This is a genomic window from Streptomyces sp. NPDC033174 (assembly GCF_055577795.1).
In genome coordinates this window covers 515,269-536,101 of sequence record NZ_JBVIPQ010000005.1, presented here as the reverse complement: position 1 = coordinate 536,101, position 20,833 = coordinate 515,269, and the positions used below count along the sequence as shown (strand labels likewise).

Here is a 20,833-nt window from a genome sequence, read left to right as displayed (position 1 = left end):
TTAGCTTGCCGACAAGTCAGTCAAGGAGGGGCAGTGGCAGTCAGCGGACCGCAGCGGCGACCGGTCGTGGTGCTCTACGAGCGGATCGCGGACGCCATCCACGAGGGCGTCTATCCGCCCGGCTCCACCCTTCCCTCGGAGCCCCGGCTCGCCGCCGAACTGGGCGTGAGCAGACCGGCCCTGCGCGAGGCCCTCCTGCTGCTCCAGGAGGACGGCCTGCTCTCGGTGCGCCGGGGGGTCGGCCGGACCGTCAACGACCATCCCCCGCGCCGCGGCTTCGAGCACATCCAGCCCCTGGAGGAGCTGATCGGCGCCGGCTCCCCGCTGCGGGTGCGCGCCCTCCTGCGGGCCGTCGAGGAACCCACCGATTTCACCACCCAGCACCTGCTCGCGCCCGCCCGCGCCGAGCTGCGCTTCTGGGAGTCCCTGCTCGCCGGGGAGGGTACGGCGGCGGCGCTGAGCCAGGAGTGGGCGGCCGCCGACGACGTACTGGACCGGGCGCACCCGGCCTTCTCGGCGGCGTTGCGGAACGCGCCGGCGCCGGACCGGACCTCGATGCTCGCGGTGCTGGCCGGCGCGTCGCGCGGGGTGCAGCTGAGCGCGCACAGCAGCGTGACGGCGACCTTGCTCGGGCAGCGGCGCGGCGAGCAGCTGTTGCGCCCGGCCGACACCCCGGCCGTACTGATCACTCAGGTGGTGCGAGCCGGGGAGACGCCGATCCTGGCGGCCAAGCACATGCTGCCCACCGGCGCGCCCGCGCTTCCGGTACTTCAGTCCAGCTGACGTTCCCCGCTCCGCACGGCCGGGCGAGACGCGGGTCACGGCACGAGGCTGCCGGTGTGCCGTACACTTCCGCGCCATGCACTTGTCTGACAACTCTGCCGCCGACACCGCCACCCCTGTTGCCGACTGGATCCGCAGCGCCCCCAAGGCCGTCCTGCACGATCACCTCGACGGTGGTCTGCGTCCCGCCACCATCGTCGAGCTGGCCCGGGAGTGCGGCTACACCTCGCTGCCGACCGAGGACCCGGCGGCGCTCGCGGTGTGGTTCCGTGACGCCGCGGACTCCGGATCGCTCGAGCGGTATCTGGAGACCTTCGCCCACACCTGCGCCGTGATGCAGACCCGCGAGGCGCTGTTCCGGGTCGCGGCCGAGTGTGCCGAGGATCTGGCGGCGGACGGCGTCGTCTACGCCGAGGTCCGCTACGCCCCCGAGCAGCACCTGGAGCGGGGGCTGACCCTCGACGAGGTCGTCGAGGCCGTCAACGAGGGCTTCCGGGAGGGCGAGCGCCGCACCGGCGGCCGGATCACCGTCGGCACGCTGCTGACCGGCATGCGGCACACCGCCCGGTCGCTCGAGATAGCGGAGCTGACCGTCGCCCACCGTGAGCGCGGCGTCGCCGGTTTCGACATCGCGGGTGGCGAGATCGGCAACCCGCCGGCCAACCACCTGCCCGCCTTCCAGCACCTGAAGCGGCACAACTGCCACTTCACGATCCACGCCGGCGAGGCCGTGGGCGCCGAGTCGATCCACGAGGCCGTGCAGATCTGCGGCGCCGAGCGGATCGGCCACGGGGTGCGCATCACCGACGACATCCGTGTGGACGACGACGGCACCGCCCACCTCGGCCACCTCGCCGCGTACGTCCGGGACAACGGGATCGCCCTGGAGGTCTGCCCGACCTCCAACCTGCAGACCGGTGCCGCGAAGGACTACGCCTCGCACCCGATCGACCTGCTGCGCCGCCTCGGCTTCCGGATCACCCTGAACACCGACAACCGTCTGGTCTCCGGCACCACCATGAGCGAGGAGTTCCAGCACATGGTGGACGCCTTCGGCTACGGCCCCGAGGTCTTCGAGCAGTTCACGGTCGCCGCGGTCGACTCCGCGTTCCTGCCGCTGCCCGAGCGCCGCCGGATCATCGACGAGATCGTCCTGCCGGGTTACGCGGCCCTCACCGCGACGACCCGCTGACCACGGGAAGTTCGAGGACGCCGGTGTCCTGCGGGGCACTGGTGACCGTCACCGGCTTGACGCCCCGGTTGCCGAAGTAGGCGTCGTCGCTCGCGGCGATCACGAACTCCAGCCGGTGGCCGCTCTCGTAGCGGTGCACGATGCCGGGGAGCTCCACGGTGAACGGCCTGGTCGCGTCCGGGACCCGCACGGGTGCGACCAGCCGGTGGACGAGGGTTTTGGAGCCGTCGGGAGCCACGTCGTACACCTTGGCGAAGAGGACGAGCTTGTCGGCGGCGTCCGCGGAGTTCTGGACGCGCTCGGTCCTGGGGGAGACGACCTTGAGGGTCGCCCTCGGGGAACCGACGACCTCGACCGGCTCCTTCAGGGGGGCGCTGGTCCAGCCGAGATAGGTGCCCGGGGCGTCGTACGGCCTGGGGTCGGGCAGTCCGATCAGCCCGGCGAGCGATGACTCCGAATGGCTCGTCGGCACCAGCCGGTTGCGGTACTCGCGTGCTCCCCGGGCGACCTCGGAGCGATGGTCGACGAGCTTGCCGTCGCCGGAGAGGTACATCTTCCGCGACAGGGGCGGTACGGCAGACGCGGTGCCGTAGCCGCCGCGCCAGTCGCGGTAGTACGCGAAGGCCGGGCCGGTGTCCGTGGCCGGGCGCCCCTGGAGGTAGCGGTCGAACCAGGCCAGGATGCGCCGGCCGACGTACGACGTCTCCAGATTGCCTTCGACGAGGTTCAGCTCGCCGGGTACCTGGCCTCCGCTGTGTCCCCACGACTGCCAGATCATCTTGGTCTCGGTGCCCTGCGCCTTGAGCTGTTCGTAGCTGGCCCGGGCCTCGTTGAGGTTGAAGAGGCTGTCGGCCTGGCCCTGGACGAGCAGGGTGGGCGCCTCGACCCGGTGGAGGTAGGAGACCGGGGACACGCTGCGGGCGAAGTCCAGCATCTCCCGGGTCCGGTCGGCGGGGTAACGGCCGGAGTTCAGGAGCCGGACGGTGTCGCAGGCCCGGGTGACGAAGTGCAGACAGCCCAGTGAGTTGATCCGGCTGGGGTCGAGGGCGGGCGCGAGCAGCGGCTGGCCCTCACCCATCAGGTAGAAGCCGTTGGACCACTGCCACTTGAAGGCTCCGGGGGTGTCCGAACGGGCCTCACGCGCGGCGCCGTTGGGGTCGAGCGAGTACGCCAGGTCGTTCCAGGTGATCATCGGGACGAGTGCGTCGACGCGGTGGTCGACGGCGGCCGTGGCGAGCTGGACGGCGCCGCCGTACGATCCGCCGATCATCCCCACGCGCGGGTCGCCGCGCCCGTCCCGGGTGACGAAGTCCGCCGTGGTGCCGTCGTCGGCCGCGCGGGTGCCACCGAGGAAGTCGATGAGGCGCGAGGCGGCGCGGCCGTCGATGGCCGGGTCGTCGAGGGAGACGAGGCAGCCGGACTTGCCGAAGCCGAGACCGGAGTAGACGAGGGCGACGTAGCCACGTGCGGCGAACGCCTTGCCGATGGCGTCCGTCGAGCCGTCGGACTTGCTTCCCCCGAAGCCGTTGGTGGCGAGGACGGCGGGGGCGCGGTGGCCGGCGTCGACGCCGGCGGGCCGGTAGAGATCCGCGTCCACCGTGCAGGTGCGGTCGCCCGCCCCGACCGTGAACTTCAGTGCCCTCACGGTGTGTTCACCGGTCGGGGCGGAGGCCGTGGCCCCGGCGGGTGCGGCGAGGGCGAGCGGCGCGGCCAGCGCGGTGGCGGCGACGAGAGCGAGTGGCGTACGGAACCTGGGCACGGCACGGGACACGCGGACCTCCACACGGTGAGCGCCTTACCGACCGGTAAGTATCGGGCCGTGCTCATGCTGTGACACGTGTCATAACCCCGTCAACGCCCGTGACGGAGGTTTCTTGACGAAGATTCAGTGAAGGCCGGGGCGGACGGCGGGAGGTCAGAGCAGAGCGGGCACATCCAGGGTGAGCGTGCCCGCCCCCGCGTCCAGCACGGCGGGCAGCCCGAGCGGCATCGTCAGTGCCGTCTCGCTGTGCCCGAAGCCCATCTCCTCCACGACCGGTACACCGAGACCACCCAGCCGTTCGGCGAGCAGCGGCCGTACCTCCTCATAGGGGCCGCACTCGACCCACGACCCCAGGCCGATCCCGGCCACCCCCTCCAGCCAGCGGGCCCTCAGCAGTTGGGTGAGGATCCGGTCCAGGCGGTACGGCTCCTCGCCCACGTCCTCCAGGAGCAGCAGCCCGCCCCGGGCGGAAGCCCGGGAGCCCGGGGTGCCCAGGTCGGAGGCGAGAAGGCTGGCGCAGCCGCCCAGCGTGATTCCCCGTGCCCGGCCGGGGACCAGGGTCCGGGCCGTCTCCAGGCCGAGGGTCCGCACCGACTCGGGCTCGAACAGCGTGGCCCGCAGCGACTCCTGGGTCCGGACGTCCTTGAGGAAGGTCACCGCCGCGACCATCGGCCCGTGCAGGGTGGCAAGGCCCATCCGCAGGGCGAAGGCCTCGTGGAGCACGGTGACGTCGCTGTAGCCGACGAAGACCTTGGGGCCCGCCGCCCGCATCGCCGTCCAGTCGAGCAGGTCCACCATTCGCTGGACGCCGTAGCCGCCGCGCGCGCAGATCACGGCGGACACCGTCGGATCGCACCACGCCTCCTGGAGGTCCCTGGCGCGCGCCAGGTCCGTGCCGGCGAGATAGCCGAAGTCGGGGTGGGTGTCGAGGACATGGGGCGCCACCACCGGTTCGAGCCCCCAGTCGCGCAGGATGTCGAGCCCGACAAGGAGTCGCTCCTCCGGCAGAGGGCCGCTCGGCGCGACGACGGCGACCCTGTCGCCGGGCCGCAGACGGGCGGGCCGCGTCAGCGGTATGGCGGTCACTTCTTGAGCTCCAGGAGCGGGACGTCGGACCTGGAGATGCCGAACGTCTGCGCGTACAGAGAGAGTTCTGCCTCCAGCGCGCGGACCATGGTGTCGGCCCTGCGGAAACCGTGGCTCTCGCCCTCGAAGGCGATGTACGCGTGGGGGATGCCCCGTCCCGCCATGCGGGCGAGGAACCGCTCGGACTGCGCAGGTGGACAGATCACGTCGTCGAGCCCCTGGAGCAGCAGGAACGGGGCAGTGATCCGGTCGCTGTGGTGCAGCGGCGAGCGCTCGCGATATCGCGCCGGCACGTCGTCGAGCGGGCCGATCAGCGATTCCAGGTACCGCGACTCGAAGTCGTGGGTCTCATCCGTGGCCCAGCCGAGCAGATCGAGGATGGGGTACAGGATGGTGCCGCAGGCGTAGAGGCGGGTGGTGGTGAGGGAGGCCGCGGTGGTCCAGCCGCCCGCGCTGCCGCCGCGGACGGCGAGCCGCGCCGGGTCCGCCGTGCCCTCCGCCGCGAGGGCGACCGCCACGGCGGCGCAGTCCTCCACGTCGACGACGCCCCACTGCTCGCGCAGTCTCTCGCGGTACTCCCGGCCGTAGCCCGTGGAGCCGCCGTAGTTGACCTCGGCGACCCCGATGCCGCGCGAGGTGAAGTAGGCGATCTCCAGGTCGAGGACCAGCGGGGCGTGCCCGTTGGGGCCACCGTGCGCCCACACGACATAGGGCGGCAGTTCGTCGCCGGGGGCGATCCGGTCGGGGTTGTGCGGCGGATAGATGTGGGCGTGGATCTCACGGTTGTCGGGGCCGGTGAAGGTGCGGATCTGCGGCTCGGGGTAGTAGGCGGGGTCGACCGGGTCGTCGTGGGCCGAGCCGATGACCCGGGTCCGGCCGGTGGCCGTGTCCAGTTCCACGACCTCGTACGCGCTGCGCGGGCTGGCCGCGACGCCGACGACACGGCTGCCGTGGACGGCGAGGGTGGGGGCCCACTCGGTCCAGGGCCCGGCCGCGTCGACGAGTTCGCCGCTCTCCGGGTCCAGGATCCCGAGCGAGGTGGAGCCCTTGCCGTGGATGACCGCGATCAGGCCGTTCTCCAGCGGATGGAACCACCTGAGCCCGATCTTCCACAGCGGCCCGCCGAACTCCTCCTCGCGCGGACAGAGCGCCACGGTCCCCCGGTGCGGGTCCTCGCGGTAGAGGTTCCACCAGCCGCCGCGGTCGCTGACGTGCAGCAGCTGCCCGTCGGCCGTCCAGTCGACCTGCGGGACCGACTCCTCGGGGCCGCCGAGGACGCGCGACGCGTTCGTGAAGGTTCCGTCGTCGGTGACATCGGCGAGCATCACCTCCGTGCCGTCCCACGGCATCCGCGGGTGGTCCCAGCCGATCCACGCGACGCGCCGGCCGTCCGGAGAGGGCCGGGGACCGGTGACGAACCGGTGCCGCCCGTCGGAGAGCTCGCGCACGGCCGAGCGGTCCTCGGCGGCCGAGCCGTCCAGCGGGACGGCCGCGATCACCCGGCGCACATCGGTGGGCGCCTCGCCGGTGAACTCCTCGAGGACGCACCAGACTTCACCGTGGGGGCCGCGGTCGGGGCATATCCGGGGATCCACCCAGCGCAGTCCGCCGCCGGTCCCGGAGACCGGGGTCAGCGGCCGTGGCTCCCGCCCGCTGTCGGGCTCGTACGCGTACAGCCGCTGGTCCGGGAAGTGGCAGAAGACGACGAGGGGGCCTCCGGTGCCGCGGGCCGTCCCCGCCCACGGCTGCCCGCCGTACTCGATGACTCTGCTGCGTACGTTCCAGGGAGCGGGCAGCACCGATTCCTCGACGCCGTCGGTCCTGCGTCGTACGAGCGCCCGCCGGCCGCCCTCGAGGGGACGCGGCTCCGTCCACCACACTTCCTCGCCGAGCACACCGACGAATTCGGGCCTGCCGTCGTGTGCCGCGGCGAGCGTGGCGTCGATCGGCGACGGCCAGCTGCCGTATGCCCCCGTGGGAACCATGTCCTTCCCCCATTTTTCTGTGCGGTGTACCCGGTCGTGACGATCCGTGCCCGTCGATGGGTGCGGCTACGCGCGTTGCAGGTAGTGGTCGAGGACGCGGACACCGAAGTGCAGCGCGTCGACCGGGACCCGCTCGTCGACGCCGTGGAAGAGCGCCTGGTAGTCCAGGCCCACGGGCAGCTTGAGCGGCGAGAAGCCGTAGCCTGTGACGCCGAGCCGGGAGAACTGCTTGGCGTCGGTGCCGCCCGACATGCAGTACGGCACGACACGGGCGTCCGGGTCGAACCGCTCCACGGCCTCCCGCATCCTCCGGAACGCCGGTGAGTCGACCGGCGCCTGGAGCGGCACTTCGCGGTGGTGGTACTCCCACTGGACGTCCGGCCCGGTGAGCCGGTCCATGGTCGCGGCGAACTCGTCCTCGCCGCCCGGCACCACCCGGCCGTCGATGTAGGCCGTGGCCTGCCCGGGGATGACGTTGACCTTGTAACCGGCTTCCAGCATGGTCGGGTTGGCGCTGCTGCGCACGGTCGGCTCGACGAGGGCGGCCGCCGGGCCGAGCTTGGCCAGCAGCGCGTCCACGTCGATGCCGTCGGCCGTCACGTCGGTCTCGACGCCGTGCACCGCGGCGAGTTCGGCCAGCGCGGCACGCACGGTCGGGGTGAGCCGCACCGGCCACTGGTGCTCGCCGATGCGGGCGACGGCAGCGGCGAGGCGGCTGACCGCGTTGGCCCGGTTGACCTTGGAACCGTGGCCGGCCGTGCCGTGGGCCGTGAGTTTCAGCCAGGCGGTCCCCCGCTCGCCCGCCGCGATCGGGTAGAGCGTCGTGCGCGGGCCGGCGTGGAAGCTGAAGGCGCCGGACTCGCTGATGCCTTCCGTGCAGCCCTCGAAGAGTTCGGGGTGGCGGTCGGCGAGGAAGCCGGAGCCGTCGACCGCGCTGGCCTCCTCGTCCGCGGTGAAGGCCACGACGATGTCCCTGCGGGGGCGGATCCCCCGACGCGCCCAGTCACGTACGACGGCGAGGATCATCGCGTCCATGTTCTTCATGTCGACGGCGCCACGGCCCCACACGACCCCGTCGCGGATCTCGCCGGAGAAGGGGTGCACGGACCAGTCGGCGGGCTCGGCGGGCACGACGTCCAGATGGCCGTGGACGAGCAGCGCGTCGGCGGACGGGTCGGTGCCCTCGATCCTGGCCACCACATTGGTCCGCCCGGGAGTGCGTTCGAGGAGGAGCGGATCGAGGCCCGCGCCGGCCAGCCGCTCGGCGGCGTACTCGGCCGCCGGCCGCTCACGGCAGTCGCCGCCCCCGCGGTTGGTGGTGTCGAGGCGGATGAGGTCGGAGGTGAAGGTCACGACCTCGTCCAGTGCCAGGGCGCCCACAGACGTGCCCTCAGCCATACTGCTCCTCCACCGCCGCCGAGACGATCGTCGTGACCGCCTTGAACGTGCGGATCGCCTCGTACATCGTCTCGCTGGTGTAGGCGACGCGGCGCTCCCCGCTCGGGGCCGAGCCCGGGACGACGGTCGCCGCGGCGGCGAGGTGCTCCGCGTCGAACTCCAGCTCCACCGTGAACGGGCCGCCCCGCACCGGCTCGTGGCGTACGGCCAGGGCCGCGGCCTCCTTGGCGGCCGCGCGGATCGCGCCCGACGTGCGGGCCGGGGTGCGGCACACCGCCGCGTACCGTGACACATGGTCCTTCACCGCGACCTTGAGCGCCTGGGGCGCGTAGCCCAGGGCGTCCTCGCAGGTGAGGTCGTCGCCGGTGACGAGGACGACGGGCACGCCGTACTCCGCGACGACATGTGCGTTGAGCAGTCCCTCGCTCGCCCGCTCACCGTTGAGCCAGACACCGGTGATGGAGTTGGCGAGGTAGGTGTGGGCGAGGACCCCCTCGGCGCCGGCGCCCGTGTGGTAGCCGACGAAGGCGATGCCGTCCACGTCACCGTGCTGCACGCCCTCCACCATGGAGAGCGACTTGTGCTTGCCGGTCAGCATCTCGGCGCGCTCGTCGAGCCGTTCGAGGAGCAGATTGCGCATGGACCAGTGCGCTTCGTTGATGAGCACCTCGTCCGCGCCGCCGTCGAAGAAGCCGAGCACGGCCGCGTTCACGTCGGAGGTGAACATCGAGCGGCACCGCTCCCACTGCGGCGTGCCGGGCAGCACATCGGCCGGCCAGGTCACACCGGTGGCGCCTTCCATGTCGGCGCTGATGAGGATCTTCACGACTCACCGTCCCGTCGCGGGTCGTCCGTGCCCATGCCGCGTCACGTTACGCGCCGGAGAACGACCAGGCCAGAACCGATGCAGGTTCACCCGGGAGAAGGGCCTCCGGGCCGGCGATCCAGGGACCGACGACTCAGCCGCCGCTGCCGCCACAGGAGGAACCGCTGCCGCCCCCGGCCGAGGCGCGGAGGCGGCATGAGCGTGGCGGCTCGGCCTGTCAGCCCTGCCTCGCCGCGGCGAGGCCCTTCTTCAGGTCCTCGGCGTTCATCACCGGCTGGATCTCGATCCGGGCGCCGAGTTGGTTGAAGAGCGGCTCGGCGATGGAGGGCATCCGCCAGCTGTCCTGCATGTCGAAGACGAAGGTGCAGGACCGTCCCCCCTCAGTGGGGCCGAAGTAGGCGGCCTCCGGCTTGAGCTGTTCCATCAGGGACTGCATGACCTCCTGCAGCTCGCCGCTCTTGAACGCCTCGTTCGACATCTGGGTGTCCAGACGCGCCCGCAACATCACCCTCATCGCATTCGCTCCTCGGCGTCCACCACGGCCGGCGCGGTTCCGCCCGCGCTCGCTGAGACCCGGTGACGTCCCGCTCAGCCTCGGGCCGGGCGAGCGGGGGCGCCAACATCTCCTCCTCCGTCCGTGGGCGCGCTGGGCCGACGGAGTCACATGGCCCGGCCCACCACCAGCCACTTCGACGGCAGCTCCAGGCGGTCACCGGCCGGCGTGTGCTCGGTCGTCATCAGCGGGAGATCGCCCGAGGCGACCACGTCGAGCCCGGCCTCGCCGAAGATCTCCGGCATCGCCGCGTCGGCCACCGTGCCCGGCTCGATGCCGTGCCGGAACACCGGCCGGAGCTTGGGCGGCGGACCGGCGGGGCTCTCGGCCATACCCCTCAGCATCCGTCCGGCCGCCTCGCCGAGCTCCACCACGAAGGCCCGCCCGCGCTGCCCCACGAGGATCGCGATCGAGTCGGCGAGCGCCTGCCTGTCCTGCGGCTCACACTGGTGCAGCACACCGCGCATGTAGACGTTGGCGTCCCCCAGTTCGGTGTGCAGATGGGTGACGGCCTTCCCGTCGACGGCGTCGAGCTCCCGGAAGAGGCCCTCGGCGCCCTTCGGGACGGCGCGACGGGCGTGGGTGATCGCGGCAGGCGCCAGGTCCACGCCGAGGACGCGGGAAAACCGGCCGGCCAGGTAGCGGGTCTGGGTGCCGTTCCCGCAGCCGAGGTCGACCAGCGGAAGTCCGGGGTCGGTGAGGTGCGGTTCGAAGACGCTCAGGTGCAGTCCGGCGGTGAGCGCCGGCTCGGCGTCCCAGATGACCCCGCCCGTCTCCTCGGGCGCCTCTCGCCAGAAGCCTTCCCAGGCATCCTTGTACGGACTCGTCACGCTCATGGCCACTCCCCCAGGACGACGGACTCCAAGGCCGGTCTATCGCGCGCTGGTGGTGCGGACAAGCGCTGGGCCCGAAGTTCATCCGTCGTTCGGAACGGGCCCCCGCCCGGCTCGCGGCAGCGCCAGCTCGAACCAGACCGACTTCCCCTCGCCCGCGGGGCTCGCGCCCCACTCCCTCGCCAGCCGGCTCACCACTTTGAGCCCCCGGCCGGCTTCGGCCTCGGGACCCGCTCCGAGCAACGTCGGCAGGCTGTGGCCGTCGTCGACGACCTCGCAGAACAGCGCCTCGGCACGCACCAGACGTAGTTCCACGCGGTGGCTCTCCGTGTGCCGCAAGGCGTTGGTGACGACTTCGCTGACCAGCAGCTCCACCGTCTCCGCGAGCTCGCCGAGGCCCCAGTCGGCGAGCCGAGCGCGCACCAGCCGGCGGGCCCTTCGCACCTGGGACGGCTCGGGCGCGAGCTCCCATCGGGCCACGTCGTCGGCGGCGATCCCGCGCAGCCGCGCCATCAGCAGGGCGACGTCGTCCTTGCGCCCGCCGCCGGTGTTGAGGGCCCTGATGATCGTGTCGCAGGCGTCGTCCATGGAGGCCGCGGGGTGGGCGGCCGATTCGCAGAGGGTGGCGAGCCCGACTCCGATGTCCTCCCCTCGGACCTCGACCAGTCCGTCGGTGCACATGACGAGCCGGTCACCCGGTTCCACCGGCACCCGTACGGTCTCGAAGGGCACCCCTCCGACACCGATCGGCGCCCCCGACGGCAGATCGAGCAGTTCGCTGCGCCCGTCGGCGGCCCGTACGAGGACCGGGGGCACATGGCCGGCGTTGGCGAGGAGCAGTTCGCCGCCGATCGGGTCGTACACGGCGTACAGGCAGGTCGCGAGGTAGTGCTCGCCGAGCCGCTGCGCCAGGTCGTCGAGGTTGCGCAGCAGTCGCCCCGGGGGCAGGTCGAGGCCCGCCATGGTCTGTACGGCCGTTCGCAACTGGCCCATCATCGCGGCGGAGTTGAGCCCGTGCCCCATGACGTCACCGACCACCAGCGCGGTCCGGGAGCCGGGCAACTTGATGCAGTCGAACCAGTCCCCGCCGACACGCCCGAGCAGGGTGCCGGGCAGATAGCGGGTCGCCGTGTCGCACCCGGTCATCCGCGGAGTGTTCTGCGGCAGCATCGAGTCCTGAAGGGTCTCGGCGACGCTCTCCTGGTACGTGTACATACGGGCGTTGTCGAGGACGAGCCCGGCACGGGCGGCGAGTTCGGCGCCGGTCACCCTGTCCATGTCGTTGAAGGAGGGCCGCCCGGGGTGGCGCAGCAGGATCATGAAGCCGAGCACCACATCGCGGGCCTTCAGCGGGACGACCAGCATCGAGCGCCCGTGGAGCAGGGGGCGGATGTCGCGCTTCTCGAACTGGGAGGCGACGGCGTTGCTCATCTCCTCGCTGATGCGGGGCAGGAGGACCGGCTCGCCGGTGGTCATGCACTGGAAGAACGGCGTCTGTACGGGGAACTGCATGGTTTCGCCGACCGGCACCACGTCGTCCCAGCGGCCCGGCTCGTCGACGTGCTCGACGGCGACGCGGTGCCACAGCGTGGTGGTGTCGGGCACTCCATCGGGGAAGCCCTCACCGGCCATGATCTGCTCGCGCAGGTAGGTGCCGGCGAAGTCGCCGAAGCGGGGCACGACGGCCGCGGTGACCTCCTGGATCGTGCGGGTGAGGTCGAGTGAGGAACCGATGCGGCCGCTCACCTCGTTGAGGAACTCGAGCCGCTCGCGCACCGCGGCGTACTCCAGGTCCTCGACCGGGTCGGCGCCGGCCGCGGCCCGGCCGCGCGTGGCGGCCTCCGTGGCGGCCTGCCCGCGCCGGCCGCGCGCGGCTCGCAGGGGCACACCCCAGTCGGGGGTGACGGGCACGCGGGCGTGGTGGCTGAACTCCACGACCGGGTAGCCGAGTTCGAGTATCTGGGAGACGATCCGGGTGGACTCGCGGACGCTCATGTTGGGCAGGATCTCGGGCAGCCGCCAGGCCAGCTCCTCGGAGCCGTCGAATTCGGTGTGCAGGGCGAAGCCGGGCGCGATGCGCTCGAAGTCCTCCTGGTCGGATTCCTCGACGCGGAACTGATCGGCGTCGGCGGCCAGGACGAGCAGCCGCTCGCGGCCCGGTCCGACCAGCGGATACGCCCACCAGAGCACATCGAGGCGGTCGGTGAGGGGCTCGGTGAGCCGGGCGCGTCCCGCGGTCGGGTAGGCGGTAAGGCCGTTCAGCGAGGCGTCGAGCCCGCCTCCGAGCCCGTAGTACATGTCGCGTTCGCCGGGGTCCGGCTCCGCCGTGTCACCGGCCAGTGCGCCGGTGACGGGGAGCAGTTCGGCGGCGGGCTGCCCCACCGCGTCCTCCTTGGCGTGGCCGAACAGCCGCCGCGCCCCGGTGGACCAGTGGGAGACCATGCCTTCGCCGTCGACGACGACCACGGCGAGCGGCACCCTCCCGGACGTGACGAGGGGCGGCGACGACTCCGGCGGAACACCACTGGCCATGGATGGAAGTCCTTCCTTGCGAGCCGGGGCTCTGCGGCCTACTCCACGGTACGGCTACGCGCCCGTCGTGCGCCGGGCATCGGAGGAATCACCCGCACGCCCGGCGGATCTCTGACAAAAGGTCAGTCCTCGTGCCCCAGCTGGAGATCGCGTTCGGTACGTCCGCCGCCCGCGACCTGCAGCACGGTCGCGACCGGTGGATATCCGGCGGCGATCACCGTGTACTCCCCGGAGGACAGATCGACGAAGCGGAACGCGCCGTCGGGACCGGTGGTGAGGGTGTCCACCACATTGCCCGCCGCGTCGAGCAGCGTCACCCGTGCGTCCTCGACGGTCCGGCCGTCTCCCGCCCGTACCGTTCCGCGCAGGACCGCCCCGCCGGCCAGCTCGATGTCCTGGCGGGTCTCACGGGCGGCCTGCACGGTGACCGCGAGGGCGGTGGGCCGGAAGGCCGGGGCGCCGGCGGCCAGGGTGTACTCCCCCGCCACCAGCTCGGTGAGCACATAGCCGCCTTCGCGGCCGCTGCGGGTGGTGGCGACGACCTCGCCCCGTACATCGGTCAGGGTCACCGTCGCGTCGCGGACCGGGGTGCCGTCGGCGGTGACGACGGTCCCCGCGAGCCGCCCCGCGCCACCCAGGACCAGATCGAGCTCCACCGGCCGCTCGCCGACGGTGACGGTCACGGCCTGCGGCTGGTGACCGCCGGCGGCCGCGATCATCACGTACGAGCCGGCTCCCGGCGCGCTCAGCGCGTACCGGCCGTCCTCGCCGCTGGCACCGCGTCCCACCTGCCGGCCGCGGACGTCGATGAGGGTGAGGGCGGCGCGGGGGACGCAGGAGCCGTCGTGGTGCTGGACGGTGCCGCAGAGCGGGACTCCGGAGCCGGACGGGGGCTGCTGCGCCGCACCGGCGGCGCGGGCCTGCGGCACGGTGGTGGCGGGGGTGGGAGCGGCGTGGGACACCAGCGGTTTCTCCTTGAGGAAGAAGGCGAGGAAGAGTCCGAGCAGGAGCACCGGCACGAGGTACAGGAAGATGCGGGGCATCGCGTCCGCGTACGCCTGGATGTAGCCGTCGCGCAGGGCGGGCGGCAGGGAGTGCACCATTTGCGGGGTGATGGACTCGGCGTCGGGCAGGTGCGCGCCGGCGGGGAGGCGCTGGGCGAGGGCGTGGGCGAGCCGGTCGGCGAAGAGGGTGCCGAAGACGGCGGCGCCGACACTCCCGCCGATCTGCCGGAAGTAGTTGTTGGCGCTGGTGGCGGTGCCGAGGTCGGCGGGCGGGACGGCGTTCTGCACGGCGAGGACGAGGACCGGCATCACCAGTCCGATGCCGATGCCGAGGACGGCCTGCCAGACGCTGAGGTCGAGGCGCGGGGTGTCGGTGTCGAGCCGGGACAGCAGCCACATGCCGGTCACGGAGATCGCGCTGCCGAGGACCGGATAGATCTTGTAGTGGCCGGTGCGGCTGATGAGCTGCCCGGAGACGACCGAGGCGACGACGATGCCGCCCATCATCGGCAGCATGAGCAGCCCGGATTCGGTGGCGGTCGCGCCGTCGACCATCTGGAGGTACGTCGGCAGATAGCCGGCGGCGCCGAAGAGCGCGACGCCGATGACGGCGCCGACGAGGCTGGTGACATTGAAGACGGCGTCGCGGAACAGCCGCAGGGGGATGACCGGTTCGGGTGCGAGGTGCTCGACGACCAGAAGGAGCAGGGTCGTTCCGACGGCTCCGGCGGCCAGCCCGAGGATGACGCGGGAGTCCCACGGGTACTCGGTGCCGCCCCAACTGGTCAGCAGCACGAGGCAGGTGGAGGCCGCGGCGAGGAACAGCGCGCCGAGGATGTCGAGCCGCGCCCTGGTGCGGGGCCTCGGGAGCTTCAGTACGACGGTCACGACGACGAGCGTGACCAGCCCGAAGGGGACGTTGAAGTAGAAGCACCAGCGCCAGGAGACATGGTCGGTGAAGAAGCCGCCGAGCAGCGGCCCGGCGACCGACGCGAGACCGAAGGCGGCTCCGATGAGACCCATGAAGCGGCCGCGCTCCCGGGCCGGGACGATGTCGGCGATGATCGCCTGGACGCCGATCATCAGGCCGCCCGCGCCGACGCCCTGGACGGCGCGGAAGAAGATGAGCTGGTCCATGGTGCGGGACCAGCCGGCCAGCGCGGAGCCGATGACGAAGACGACGATGGCGAACTGGAAGACGCCCTTGCGGCCGAAGAGGTCGCCGAGCTTGCCGTAGATCGGCAGACCGACCGTGGCGGTGAGGAGATAGGCGGTGATCGCCCAGGACATCCGGTCCAGACCCTGGAGTTCACCGACGATCTTCGGCAGCGCGGTGGCGACGATCATCTGCTCGAGCGCGGCCAGCAGCAGCGCGAGCATCAGCCCGACGAAGACGAGGCGCACGCGGCGGGGGCTGAGCCCGGCGGCGGGGGCGGCCCCGGCGGGTGGCCCTTCCGGGGGCGGGGATGCGGAGGGGAGCGCGGCGGCCGTCTCCTGACTGGTTGGTGCGGCCTGCTCGCCCTTCACCAGCGTGATCCCGCCCACCGTCTGCTCCCCTCGTCGCGCCTGCGCGGGCCCATTTCTCGCATTACGCGACAACTGAGGGCAAGCGCGACGAGTTGCGCCGGAGGCGTGCGGGAACGGCTTATGCGCCGGTGGGAGCACCTACGGCGCGCAACGGGCGCGTACGGAGAACCACCCGAACCGGTGACCGCCGCGACGCGCCCGGAGGGCTACTTCTCCACCTCTGCGGCGAGGTTGGCGAGCACCGCGTCGTAGATGCGCCCGAGCCCCTTGGGCGCGAAGGTCCGCTCGAAGAAGCCTCCGATGCCGCCCGCGCCGTTCCAGACGCTGGTGACGACCGCCTTCGAGCTGCCCTCGCCGGCCGGGGTGACCGTCCATGTCGTGACCATCGAGGAGTTGCGGTCCTTCTCGACCAGTTGGCCGTCACCGGGCTCGGTGACCTCGAGAAGGCAGTCGCGGACGCGCTTGCTGGTGGCCTGGAGCTTCCAGTGCACCAGCGTCCCCTCGCCGTCGCCGCCCTCGCGCACCTCGTACTCGCTGAAGTGCTCGGGCAGCAGCTTCGCGCGGGTGTCCTGATAGTCGGCCAGAGCGTCGAACACCGTCTCCGCGTCCGCCGCGATGATCCGCTCCGTAGTGGCCTCGACCTGCGCCATCCCTCGTCCTCCAGCACTCGTTCCTCAGGGGAGGCACCAGCCAACCACCCGGGCCGGGCCCGCCCAAATCCGGGTCCGCACGATCATGGGAACGTGTGTTCTATTGTGGAGGGCGTACGACCGGAGCAGCGAGCGAGGAGGCGTCCATGCGCTGGGACAATCTGGCCGAGAACGCGGCCCCGGGCGGGGACGCCGCCCTGTTCGGCGCGGACGCGGTCACCACGCGCACCTTCGACACACCGGAGTTCCGCGGGATCACCTTCCACGAGGTGAGGGCCCGTTCGATCCTGAACCGGGTTCCTGGCGCCTCGCGGATGCCGTTCGAGTGGACGGTCAACCCGTATCGCGGCTGCACACACGCGTGCGTGTACTGCTTCGCCCGCAAGACCCACAGCTATCTGGACCTCGACACGGGCCTCGGCTTCGACTCCCAGATCGTCGTGAAGATCAACGCGCCGGAGCTGCTGCGCCGCCAGCTCGCCTCGCCCCGCTGGCACGGGGCGCACATCGCCATGGGCACCAATGTCGACTGCTACCAGCGGGCCGAGGGCCGCTACCGGCTGATGCCCGGGATCATCGCCGCCCTGCGCGACCGCGCCAATCCCTTCTCGATCCTCACCAAGGGGACGCTGATCCTGCGCGACCTGGAGCTGCTGAAGCAGTCGGCGGCGGTGACCGACGTGGGAACCTCCGTCTCGGTCGGCTTCGTCGACCAGGAGCTGTGGCGCACCGTCGAGCCGGGGACACCGTCACCCGAGCGCCGCCTGGACGTCGTACGGACCCTCACCGACAACGGCATCGGATGCGGTGTGCTGATGGCCCCGGTCATCCCCTTCCTGGGCGACCGCCCGGACCAGCTGCGGGAGACGGTCCGGGCGATCGCGGCGGCCGGGGCGACGTCGGTCACCCCGCTCGTCCTGCATCTGCGGCCGGGGGCGCGCGAGTGGTTCATGGCCTGGCTGGGGCGGCACCACCCGCACCTCGTCGGGCGGTACGAGCGGATGTACGCGGAAGGGGCGTACGCCCCCACCTGGTACCAGCGCCGGATCACCCGGCAGGTGCACGAGCTGGCGGCGGAGTTCGGGATCGGTCCGGCGCGCCGGGGCGCGGCGCGGCGCATCAGCCCCGGCCCCGCCACCGCGGAGCACGCCGACACGGGTACGGAGGCCACCCAGCTCACGCTGCTGTGACGGCGCGCGGCGGCCCGCGCGTCCGGCCCGGCGCCGGCGGCGGCCCGATTGTCAGTGGCGTGCGCCAGGATGGCGGCCATGACTGCACACCTCACCCACATCGCCGCCCCCGAGGGCGTCGCGCCCGCAACCGGCTACACCCATGTCGTCGTGGGCCAAGGGCGATTCATCGCCATATCGGGGCAGATCGCCCTCGATGAGGACGGTCAGGTGGTAGGTGTGGGCGATCCGGCCGCCCAGGCCCGGCAGGTCTTCGAGAATGTGCGGCGCTGCCTCGCCTCCGCCGGCGCGGACTTCGACGACGTGGTGAAGCTGACGTACTTCCTCACCGACATCGCCCATCTGCCGGCCGTCAGGGAGGCCCGCGACGCGTTCATCACGGGGCAGTTGCCGGCGAGCTCGGCGGTGCAGGTCTCCTCGCTGGTCGACCCCCGGCTGCTGCTGGAGATAGAGGCCTTCGCGGTCCTCCCCGACTGACGGCAGGGCGTGGCCTTGGCCTTCCGGACCGTGCCGGGCGGGCGCAGGGCCTGCCTTCCGGATCGCTCGCGCGCCACGGAGCGGCCAGGAGTGTCCGCAACGTGTCGTCGTCCGCCCGGAAGGCGGGGCCTGCGGCGTCCGGTGCGTGCGATCGCAAGGCGCGGGGACGCCCTCGTAGCGGAGCTACTGGGCATTTGGGCAACGCAGCATGGGGGCACCTCCCGTGCCCGAAGGGCTACGGGGGAGTGCGTGCGGGCGTCGCGGGCCAGGCGAGACTTTACGCACGACCTACCGAAGACGGGCCCTCGCCCAGCTTCCGCAGCACCTCGGAAGCCGCCGCGCCGAGCCGGGGGTGGAGACGGGCCGCCTCCAGTGCCGGGCGGGCCCGCTCGTCGCCCAACGCGCCCAGTCCCTCCACGCAGGCGACGCCCACCCTCCAGTGCGGATCACCGTCGGCCAGCCGCCGCTCCAGTACGGTCACCAGCGCCGGTACGGACTCGGGCGCGCGCAGCTGTGCGAGCAGCCGTACGGGCAACAGCGCGTACGCCACCCGCAGTTCATTGGTGGCGAGCGCCGCGGCGGCCCGCGCCGTGCGCGGGTCGCCGAGCCGGGCCAGGGCGTACGCGGCGGAGACGCAGCGCTCGGGATCGCGGTGGTTGAGGAGGAGGACCAGGGCCTCGAAGGCCCGTCGGTCGCCCGCCACCCCGAGGCGGAACGCGGCCATCTCCCTCGCCCACAGAGGCTGCCGCGGCTCGGTGAGGACGCGTGCGAGCTCCTCGCGGTCCTCGGTGGCCGCCAGCCGGCGGCACGCCGCCGGACCGCCGGTCTCCTGCCGCGCCTCGCTCCCCAACCGATCGATCATCGAGCGGAGTTCCTCGGCCGTGGCGGTGTCCATGGCGGTCAGCGTATCGGCGACCCAGATCACAATTCCGGGGCTTCCCGTGGACTGGCGCGCTCGTTACCCGCCGGTTAATCTCAGGTGAGCGGAACACACACCGCTGACTCGCCGGGCCTGGTGACGCAGCCCATGCGAGTGCTTGTCGGTTCGGCAGTTCTCTTACGACACGACTCCGGGACAGAGTCCGTCGGCTTCTTCAGTGCGGTCCGCACGCCCCGCGTGCGACCGGCCTCTCACGCACCGCACTTCGTGCCGCGTCTTCTTCGCGCCGTACGCCCGCCGCGGCCACGCGCGCCCGCTCTCGCCTCAGTCGTCACTCACCCTGGAGTCCCCTGATGGACACCCCTCTCTCCACCATCGCCGTCGTCGGCCTCGGCACCATGGGCACCGGCATCGCCGAGGTCCTCGCCCGGGCCGGCCGTGAGGTCATCGGCATCGACATCAGCGACGCCGCCGCGCGCCAGGCCGTGACCACCCTGGAGGCCGCCACCGAGCGCGCCGTGCAGCGCGGGCGGATCACCGAGGAGGAGCGCAGCAACGTCCTCGCCCGCTTCCGCACCTTCTCCGACCTGCAGGCCGCCGCCGACGCCGACCTCGTGATCGAGGTCGTGCCCGAGACGTACGAGGCCAAGCAGCAGGTCTTCCGCGCGCTGGACTCCATCGTCCGCCCCGGCGCCATCCTGGCGACCGGCACCAACGCCCTCTCGGTGACCCGGCTGGCCGCCGACTCGGCCCACCCGGAGCGTGTCCTCGGTCTGCACTTCTTCAACCCGGCGCCCGCGATGAAGCTGGTCGAGGTGGTCTCCTCGGTCCTCACCTCGCCGCAGGCGGTCGCGGCCGTCACCACGCTCGCCCAGGAGCTCGGCAAGGAGCCGGTCGCGGTCGGCGACCGTCCCGGCTTCGTCGCCGACGGGCTGCTCTTCGGCTACCTCAACCAGGCCGCCGCGATGTACGAGGCGAAGTACGCCTCCCGCGAGGACATCGACGCCGCGATGAAGCTGGGCTGCGGGCTGCCGATGGGCCCCCTGGCACTGCTCGACCTGATCGGCATCGACACGGCCCGTACCGTCCTCGACGCCATGTACGCGGAGTCGCGCGACCGTCTGCACGCCCCCGCGCCGATCCTGAAGCAGCTCAGCGAGGCGGGCCTGACCGGCCGCAAGGCGGGCCGCGGCTTCTACTCCTACGAGGCTCCCGGCTCGGCGGTCCTGGTGCGCGACGCGCTGACCCCGCTGGAGTCGGCGGAGGCCGGTGAGGGCCGTGAGGTCCGTTCCGTCGGCGTCGCGGGCTCCGGGACCATGGCGAGCGGCATCGCCGAGGTCTTCGCCAAGGCCGGGTACGACGTGGTGCTCGCCGCCCGCTCGCAGGAGAAGGCCGACACCGCCAAGGCCCGGATCGCCAAGTCGCTGGCCCGCTCGGTCGACAAGGGCCGGATGACCTCCGAGGTCCGCGACGAGACGCTGGCCCGCATCTCGGCCGCCGGCTCCCTCGACGCGTTCGCCGACGTCGACCTCGCCCTGGAGGCCGTCGCCGAGGACCTGGAGATCAAGCAGCAGCTCTTCGCGACCCTCGACAAGGTCTGCAAGCCGGGCGCGGTGCTCGCCACCACCACCTCGTCGCTGCCGGTCGTCGCCATCGCGCGTGCCACCGGCCGCCCGCAGGACGTCATCGGGATGCACTTCTTCAACCCGGCGCCGGCGATGAAGCTGGTCGAGGTGGTCCGCACGGTGCTGACCGCCGACGACGTCCACGCCACCGTCCGGGGGATCACCACGAAGATCAGGAAGCACCCGGTGGACTGCGGCGACCGGGCCGGCTTCATCGTGAACGCACTGCTCTTCCCGTACCTGAACAACGCGATCAAGATGGTCCAGGAGCACTACGCCTCGCTGGACGACATCGACACCGCGATGAAGCTGGGCGGCGGCTACCCGATGGGGCCCTTCGAGCTCCTCGACGTGGTCGGTCTCGATGTCTCGCTCGCCATCGAGAAGGTGCTGCACCGCGAGTTCCGTGACCCGGGTCTGGCCCCGGCGCCGCTCCTGGAGCACCTGGTCGCCGCGGGCTGCCTGGGCCGCAAGACGGGTCGCGGCTTCCGCGAATATGCCCGCCGCTGATCCCGGCGCGGGGTGGGGAG

Annotated in this window: 16 protein-coding genes; 5 read left to right on the top strand and 11 right to left on the bottom strand. The window is 72.0% G+C overall.

Annotated features, from left to right (window positions below; genetic code table 11):
* The first annotated feature begins 33 nt into the window (after positions 1–33).
* Positions 34–783, top strand: coding sequence for a GntR family transcriptional regulator (locus ACZ5VC_RS19250; RefSeq protein WP_469121207.1), 750 nt, complete (start codon positions 34–36; stop codon positions 781–783).
* Between the two features lie 76 nt (positions 784–859).
* The gene (locus tag ACZ5VC_RS19245) at positions 860–1,975 is read left to right on the top strand and encodes an adenosine deaminase (RefSeq protein ID WP_469121206.1); all 1,116 of its coding nucleotides are present in this window, start codon (positions 860–862) and stop codon (positions 1,973–1,975) included.
* Here the strand turns inward: ACZ5VC_RS19245 and ACZ5VC_RS19240 are convergent.
* The 10 genes from ACZ5VC_RS19240 to ACZ5VC_RS19195 all read right to left on the bottom strand — a co-directional run bounded on the left by ACZ5VC_RS19240 (position 1,956) and on the right by ACZ5VC_RS19195 (position 16,131).
* Positions 1,956–3,758 (bottom strand): CocE/NonD family hydrolase, encoded by a 1,803-nt coding sequence (locus tag ACZ5VC_RS19240; protein WP_469121205.1) that lies wholly within the window; start codon positions 3,756–3,758, stop codon positions 1,956–1,958. The genes ACZ5VC_RS19245 and ACZ5VC_RS19240 overlap by 20 nt on opposite strands.
* Positions 3,759–3,890: 132 nt before the next feature.
* Positions 3,891–4,823 carry a S66 peptidase family protein gene (locus ACZ5VC_RS19235; protein ID WP_469121204.1) on the bottom strand — a complete coding sequence of 311 codons (933 nt, stop codon included), beginning with the start codon at positions 4,821–4,823 and terminating at the stop codon, positions 3,891–3,893.
* Positions 4,820–6,808 (bottom strand): prolyl oligopeptidase family serine peptidase, encoded by a 1,989-nt coding sequence (locus ACZ5VC_RS19230; protein WP_469121203.1) that lies wholly within the window; start codon positions 6,806–6,808, stop codon positions 4,820–4,822. The genes ACZ5VC_RS19235 and ACZ5VC_RS19230 overlap by 4 nt, the downstream gene beginning before the upstream one ends.
* Before the next feature lie 66 nt (positions 6,809–6,874).
* Positions 6,875–8,206 carry a M20/M25/M40 family metallo-hydrolase gene (locus ACZ5VC_RS19225; RefSeq protein ID WP_469121202.1) on the bottom strand — a complete coding sequence of 444 codons (1,332 nt, stop codon included), beginning with the start codon at positions 8,204–8,206 and terminating at the stop codon, positions 6,875–6,877.
* Positions 8,199–9,032, bottom strand: a complete 834-nt coding sequence (locus tag ACZ5VC_RS19220; RefSeq protein WP_469121201.1) for a M55 family metallopeptidase — start codon at positions 9,030–9,032, stop codon at positions 8,199–8,201. The genes ACZ5VC_RS19225 and ACZ5VC_RS19220 overlap by 8 nt, the downstream gene beginning before the upstream one ends.
* A 217-nt stretch (positions 9,033–9,249) precedes the next feature.
* Positions 9,250–9,546, bottom strand: a complete 297-nt coding sequence (locus ACZ5VC_RS19215) for a hypothetical protein (RefSeq protein ID WP_469121200.1) — start codon at positions 9,544–9,546, stop codon at positions 9,250–9,252.
* A 146-nt stretch (positions 9,547–9,692) separates the two neighbouring features.
* Positions 9,693–10,421, bottom strand: a complete 729-nt coding sequence (locus ACZ5VC_RS19210) for a class I SAM-dependent methyltransferase (RefSeq protein ID WP_469121199.1) — start codon at positions 10,419–10,421, stop codon at positions 9,693–9,695.
* A gap of 78 nt (positions 10,422–10,499) precedes the next feature.
* Entirely contained in the window at positions 10,500–12,950 is a 2,451-nt protein-coding gene (locus tag ACZ5VC_RS19205) for a SpoIIE family protein phosphatase (protein ID WP_469121198.1), read from the bottom strand.
* Between the two features lie 122 nt (positions 12,951–13,072).
* Positions 13,073–15,499 (bottom strand): MFS transporter, encoded by a 2,427-nt coding sequence (locus ACZ5VC_RS19200; protein WP_469121197.1) that lies wholly within the window; start codon positions 15,497–15,499, stop codon positions 13,073–13,075.
* Between the two features lie 188 nt (positions 15,500–15,687).
* Complete coding sequence (locus ACZ5VC_RS19195) at positions 15,688–16,131, bottom strand: SRPBCC family protein (RefSeq protein ID WP_469121196.1); 444 nt, start codon at positions 16,129–16,131, stop codon at positions 15,688–15,690.
* Positions 16,132–16,277: 146 nt separating this feature from the next.
* Here ACZ5VC_RS19195 and ACZ5VC_RS19190 point away from each other — a divergent pair, with 146 nt between their 5' ends.
* Complete coding sequence (locus ACZ5VC_RS19190; protein WP_469121195.1) at positions 16,278–17,321, top strand: Rv2578c family radical SAM protein; 1,044 nt, start codon at positions 16,278–16,280, stop codon at positions 17,319–17,321.
* A gap of 78 nt (positions 17,322–17,399) precedes the next feature.
* Positions 17,400–17,798 carry a RidA family protein gene (locus tag ACZ5VC_RS19185; protein WP_469121194.1) on the top strand — a complete coding sequence of 133 codons (399 nt, stop codon included), beginning with the start codon at positions 17,400–17,402 and terminating at the stop codon, positions 17,796–17,798.
* Positions 17,799–18,075: 277 nt separating this feature from the next.
* Here the strand turns inward: ACZ5VC_RS19185 and ACZ5VC_RS19180 are convergent, their stop codons facing one another.
* Positions 18,076–18,693, bottom strand: a complete 618-nt coding sequence (locus ACZ5VC_RS19180) for a HEAT repeat domain-containing protein (protein WP_469121193.1) — start codon at positions 18,691–18,693, stop codon at positions 18,076–18,078.
* A gap of 338 nt (positions 18,694–19,031) precedes the next feature.
* Between ACZ5VC_RS19180 and ACZ5VC_RS19175 the strand changes: the two genes are divergently transcribed.
* Positions 19,032–20,813, top strand: coding sequence for a 3-hydroxyacyl-CoA dehydrogenase family protein (locus ACZ5VC_RS19175; RefSeq protein ID WP_469121192.1), 1,782 nt, complete (start codon positions 19,032–19,034; stop codon positions 20,811–20,813).
* Positions 20,814–20,833: the final 20 nt, after the last annotated feature.